Below are 5,211 nucleotides of genomic sequence, written 5' to 3' on the forward strand. Positions count from 1 at the left end.
CGCCCAGGATCTCGTAATAGTCCCGCATGAGCGTCAGGTGTCTGATTGATTATGGGATTCTAGGTGGGCTCGCCCGCCGGCCGACGCAAGGCCAGGGCCAGGATCGCGCCGGCAGGGGCCCGGCGGCGACGCACCGGCCTCCGCCCGGGGGCGGGAAGGGGTGCGTCGCGCCATGAGGGGGATCGTCACGCCGACTTCTTGTCGTCGCCGTCGACTTCCTCGAACTCGGCGTCAACCACATCGTCGCCGGCGGCGTCGGGTTGGGCCTCGCCCGAGGCGTTCTGCTGGGCCGCGTACATGGCCTCGCCCAGCTTCATGGAGGCCTGGATGAGCGTCTGGGTCTTGGCGGCGATCGCCTCGGGATCCTCGCCCTCCAGGGCCGACTTCAGATCGGCCAGCGCCGTCTCGATGGCGCCCTTGTCCTCGGCCGAGACCTTGTCCCCGTGTTCGGAGAGCGCCTTCTCGGTGGAGTGGACGACGGCCTCGGCCTGATTCTTGGCCTCGACGACGGCCTTGCGCTTCTCGTCCTCGGCCTTGTTGGCCTCGGCTTCCTTGACCATGGCCTCGATGTCGGCGTCCGAAAGGCCGCCATTGGCCTGGATGCGGATCGACTGTTCCTTGTTGGTCGCCTTGTCGCGGGCCTGGACGTTGACGATGCCGTTGGCGTCGATGTCGAAGGTCACCTCCACCTGCGGCACGCCGCGCGGCGCGGGCGGAATGCCCACCAGGTCGAACTGACCCAGCAGCTTGTTGTCCGCCGCCATGGGCCGCTCGCCCTGGAAGACCCGGATGGTCACCGCCGACTGGTTGTCGTCGGCCGTGGAGAAGGTCTGGGACCGCTTGGTCGGGATGGTGGTGTTGCGCTCGATCAGGGGGGTGAAGACCCCGCCCAGGGTTTCGATGCCGAGCGTCAGGGGGGTGACGTCCAGCAGCAGCACGTCCTTGACGTCGCCTTGGAGCACGCCGGCCTGGACCGCGGCGCCCAGGGCCACGACCTCGTCGGGGTTCACGCCCTTGTGGGGCTCGCGGCCGAAGAACTCCTTCACCGTGTCGACGACCTTGGGCATGCGGGTCATGCCGCCGACCAGGATCACCTCGTCGATGTCGGTCTTCTTCAGGCCCGCGTCCTTCAGCGCCTGCTCGCAGGGGCCGATGGTCTTGGCGATCAGGTCCTCGACGAGGGCTTCCAGCTTGGCGCGGGAGAGCTTGATGTTGAGGTGCAGCGGACCCGAGGCGTTCATCGAGATGAAGGGCAGGTTCACCTCGTACTGGGTGACGCTGGACAGCTCCTTCTTGGCCTTCTCGGCCTCTTCCTTCAGGCGCTGCAGGGCCAGCTTGTCCTTGCGCAGGTCGACCGAGGTCTCCTTGCGGAACTCGTCGGCCAGGTAGTCGACGATCCGGAGGTCGAAGTCCTCGCCGCCCAGGAAGGTGTCGCCGTTGGTCGACTTCACCTCGAACACGCCGTCGCCGATCTCCAGGATCGAGACGTCGAAGGTGCCGCCGCCCAGGTCATAGACGGCGATCTTCTTGCCGTCGTTCTTCTCAAGCCCGTAGGCGAGCGCCGCGGCGGTGGGTTCGTTGATGATCCGCAGGACTTCCAGGCCCGCGATCTTGCCCGCATCCTTGGTGGCCTGGCGCTGGGCGTCGTTGAAATAGGCCGGGACGGTGATGACCGCCTTCTCGACCTTCTCGCCCAGGTGCTGCTCGGCGGCTTCCTTCATCTTCTGCAGGATGAAGGCGGAGATCTGCTGGGGGGAATAATCCTTGTCGTGGGCCTTCACCCAGGCGTCGCCGCTGGGACCCTTGACGATGTCATAGGGCACCATGCCCTTGTCCTTCTCCACCGTCGGATCGCTGTACTGGCGGCCGATCAGGCGCTTGATGGCGAAGAGGGTGTTGGACGGGTTGGTGACCGCCTGGCGCTTGGCCGGCTGGCCGACGAGGCGTTCGCCGTCGTCGAGAATGGCGACCACAGACGGGGTGGTCCGGGCGCCTTCGGCGTTCTCGATCACTTTCGGCGTCTTGCCGTCCATGATGGCCACGCACGAATTGGTGGTGCCGAGGTCGATGCCGATAATCTTGCTCATAATCGAGTCCTGCTCGCTCCTTGTTGGCGGACGGCGCGTGGCGGGCCTTCTAGTGAAGCACCCAGGTTGTTGTCACCGCCCCCGGTTCGAAAAAGGGTCTCGGGCGTTAGCCCACAGGGCTGCCGCCGTCGAGTCGCGATATGGGTAGTCCTACCTGCCCCGCAAGCCCAATGCCCCTAAACTTTCCAGGGCTTATCTCGCCCGCTGGGCCCCAGGCCCGCCAGATAGGCGCCATAGGAAAGGGCCGGGTGCGGGCAGGCCTGCCCCCGGCTCGCCAGGAAGGCGTGCTGCACAACCATGGCCTGTTGTTCGATATTGAGCTCGCAAAAGCCGCGACCGTCACGGAGGTCATAGGCATAGGCGGACGGCCCGTCCCCGGCCCGCAGCTTGGCCCGCAACAGGCCGATCCCGTTCTGGGCCTGCCACACATGGGTCAGCTCGTGGACGAACAGGCCCTGCAGGGGCAGGGGGGCGGTGCTGAAATCGGCCAGGGCCAGGGCGTCTGGAAAGACCAGCAGCCGCGGCCCGGCGGCGAAGGCGCGGCGCCAGAGCGGCAGGGCCAGCAGACGCACAGGGCCAGGTGAGAGGCCCTGGCCGAACACCTCGACCGCCAGGGCGGCCTCGCCCGGCGTCAGGGGGCGAAGGCTGAGCGGCGTCATGCGGGCGGGGCTGGACATGGGGTCCTATATGGCGGGGATGAGCATGCAGATTAAGCCCGGCGTCAGGCTTCTGGCCGGTCATCTGGACCCGGCCGCCCAGGCGGTCCTGCTGGCGGAGGTGCTGGAGGCTGCGCGGAGCGCCCCTTTCCGGCGCCACAAAACGCCGGGCGGCAAGGCTATGAGCGTGGCCATGACCGCGCTCGGCCCCCTGGGCTGGGTGAGCGACCGGGCGGGCTATCGCTATCAGCCCAGCCACCCGGACACCGGCGAGGCCTGGCCCCCCATGCCCCAGGCGCTGCTCGACCTCTGGCGCCAGGCGACGGGCCTGGCGGTCGCCCCTGATTCCTGCCTGGTGAACCGCTATGAGGCCGGGGCGCGCATGGGCCTGCACCAGGACCGGGACGAGGCCGATCTGAGCTTTCCGGTGGTCTCGGTGTCCCTGGGCGACACCGCGGTCTTCCGCCTGGGCGGACTTTCGCGCCGCGATCCCACCGCCTCCCTGCGCCTGGCCTCCGGCGACGTGCTGGTCCTGGAGGGGGAAGGCCGGCTGGTCCATCACGGGGTCGACCGCATCCTGGCCGGGAGCTCGCGTCTGGTCCCCGGCGGCGGGCGTATCAACCTCACCCTGCGCAGGGCCGGGCCGGTCGCCCTGGACTCGCCGCTTCCCCCACCGCAGGATCAGAGGAAAGCCTAAGCAGGAGGACGCCATGACCACCCTCACCCGTCCCGAAGGGACCAAGTCCGGCGACTTGAACCTCTCCCGGCGGGGCCTGGCGGGCCTCGTCCTGGCCGGATACGCGGCCGCCGGCCTCTCGGCCCAAGCCGAGCCCATCGCCACGCCTGAGGCGGGCCTGGCGACCGCCACGGTGCAGCTCTCGCCCCCCGACACCCAGATCCCGGCCTATCTCGCCCGGCCCGAAGGCGCCGGCCCCTTCCCGGTGGTCATCGTGGTCTCGGAGATCTTCGGCATCCACGAATATATCCGCGACGTCTGCCGCCGCCTGGCCCAGGCGGGCTATGTGGCCCTGGCTCCGGATTTCTTCGCCCGCGCCGGCGATCCGTCGGGCCTCACCGACTTCGCCGAGATCCGCAAGATCGTGGCCACGGCCACCGACGAGCAGGTGATGGGCGATCTGAGCGCGGCCATGGCCTATCTCGCCGCCCAGGACTTCGCCCAGACCGATGCGGCGGCCATCACCGGCTTCTGCTGGGGCGGCAACATCACCTGGCAGGCCTGCCAGAAGCTCAACCTCTTCAAGGCCGGCGTGGCCTGGTATGGCCGCCTGGCGCCGGCGGCCGATGCGCCCGACGACGGCCGCCAGTGGCCGGTGGACCTGGCCGACCAGCTCTCGGCCCCCGTGCTCGGCCTCTATGCCGGCAAGGATCAGGGCATTCCGCTCGCCGATGTGGAGCGGATGCGTCAGGCCCTGGCCGCGGCGGGCAAGACCGACAGCGAGATCATCGTCTATCCCGAGGCCCAGCACGGATTCCACGCCGACTATCGGGCCGCCTATAACGCCGAGGCCGCCCGAGACGGCTGGCGGCGCATGCTCGCCCACTTCGCCCAGCACGGGGTGGCGGCGCATCATCATCACGCCGCATAAGGCCTGCATGGTTCCGCCGGGCGGGGCTTGCGTTTAGGTACGCAAGACCCCCCTGTCGGAGACCCCATGGATCCTCAAGTCCGCCAATTCCTCGTCCGATGGCCCCAGACCCTGGCCGTCGGCGCGATCACGCTCGCCCCCCTGGCCCTGACGGTCTGGGCGCTGTGGCTGCTGGCCAAGCTCGCCGCCCTGCTGGGCTCGCTGGTCATCCGTCCCATCGGCGCCTGGTTCGGAGCCGGTCCGCCCGGGGCGCTGACCACCGTGCTCGAGATCATCACCGCCGTCCTGATCCTGACGGTGGTGGGCGTGCTGGCCCGGGGCGCGGCGGGCAAGGCGGTGGGCCGGGCGGTGGACGACTTCATCGGCCGCATCCCCATCGGCCGGACGGTCTATTCCTCGGCTCAGAAACTGATCGCCAGCTTCCAGTCGCCCATAGAGCAGGCCCAGAAGGTGGTGCTGATCGAGTTTCCGTCCGAAGAGATGAAGACGGTGGGGCTGGTGACGCAGATCTTCACCGCCGCCGATTCCGGCGAGGAACTGGCCGCGGTCTATGTGCCCACCACGCCCAACCCCACCTCGGGCTATGTGGAGATCGTCCCGGTGGACCGTCTGGTCTGGCTGGACTGGAGCCTGAACGAGGCCGTGCAGTTCGTGGTCTCGGCCGGGGTCACGGCGCCGGAGGCGATCAAGTATCGCACCCGCGGCCTTCCGGCCCAGCCGCCCGGGCCGCGCCCGCCGGCGGAGACGCCTCCGGTCCCTTGAGCGGGCTCAGAATGGCGGAAGTTCGGAGGGCGTCAGCCCATCCACCAGGTCGCCGATGACGTCGCCCCTGGGGGCGGCGGGCGGCGGGGCCTTCTGTGC

At 68.9% G+C, this 5,211-nt stretch carries 5 protein-coding genes; 3 read left to right on the top strand and 2 right to left on the bottom strand.

What is annotated here, in order from left to right:
- Window positions 1-185: 185 nt before the first annotated feature.
- Both dnaK and V7D28_RS13710 read right to left on the bottom strand, forming a co-directional pair.
- Window positions 186-2,087 (bottom strand): molecular chaperone DnaK, encoded by a 1,902-nt coding sequence (gene dnaK / locus V7D28_RS13705; protein WP_333587943.1) that lies wholly within the window; start codon window positions 2,085-2,087, stop codon window positions 186-188.
- A gap of 176 nt (window positions 2,088-2,263) precedes the next feature.
- Complete coding sequence (locus V7D28_RS13710; protein WP_333587944.1) at window positions 2,264-2,764, bottom strand: hypothetical protein; 501 nt, start codon at window positions 2,762-2,764, stop codon at window positions 2,264-2,266.
- 25 nt (window positions 2,765-2,789) lie between these two features.
- On the opposite strand from V7D28_RS13710, the gene V7D28_RS13715 reads away from it, so the two are divergent.
- From V7D28_RS13715 to V7D28_RS13725, 3 genes are all read left to right on the top strand, one after another.
- Window positions 2,790-3,440 carry an alpha-ketoglutarate-dependent dioxygenase AlkB gene (locus V7D28_RS13715; RefSeq protein WP_333587945.1) on the top strand — a complete coding sequence of 217 codons (651 nt, stop codon included), beginning with the start codon at window positions 2,790-2,792 and terminating at the stop codon, window positions 3,438-3,440.
- A 13-nt stretch (window positions 3,441-3,453) separates the two neighbouring features.
- Window positions 3,454-4,350, top strand: coding sequence for a dienelactone hydrolase family protein (locus tag V7D28_RS13720; RefSeq protein ID WP_333587946.1), 897 nt, complete (start codon window positions 3,454-3,456; stop codon window positions 4,348-4,350).
- 66 nt (window positions 4,351-4,416) lie between these two features.
- Window positions 4,417-5,112: a DUF502 domain-containing protein gene (locus tag V7D28_RS13725; RefSeq protein ID WP_333587947.1), complete on the top strand. Its 696-nt coding sequence runs from the start codon at window positions 4,417-4,419 to the stop codon at window positions 5,110-5,112.
- Window positions 5,113-5,211 lie beyond the last annotated feature (99 nt).

It is taken from the genome of Phenylobacterium sp. (assembly GCF_036723115.1).
Lineage (GTDB): Bacteria > Pseudomonadota > Alphaproteobacteria > Caulobacterales > Caulobacteraceae > Phenylobacterium.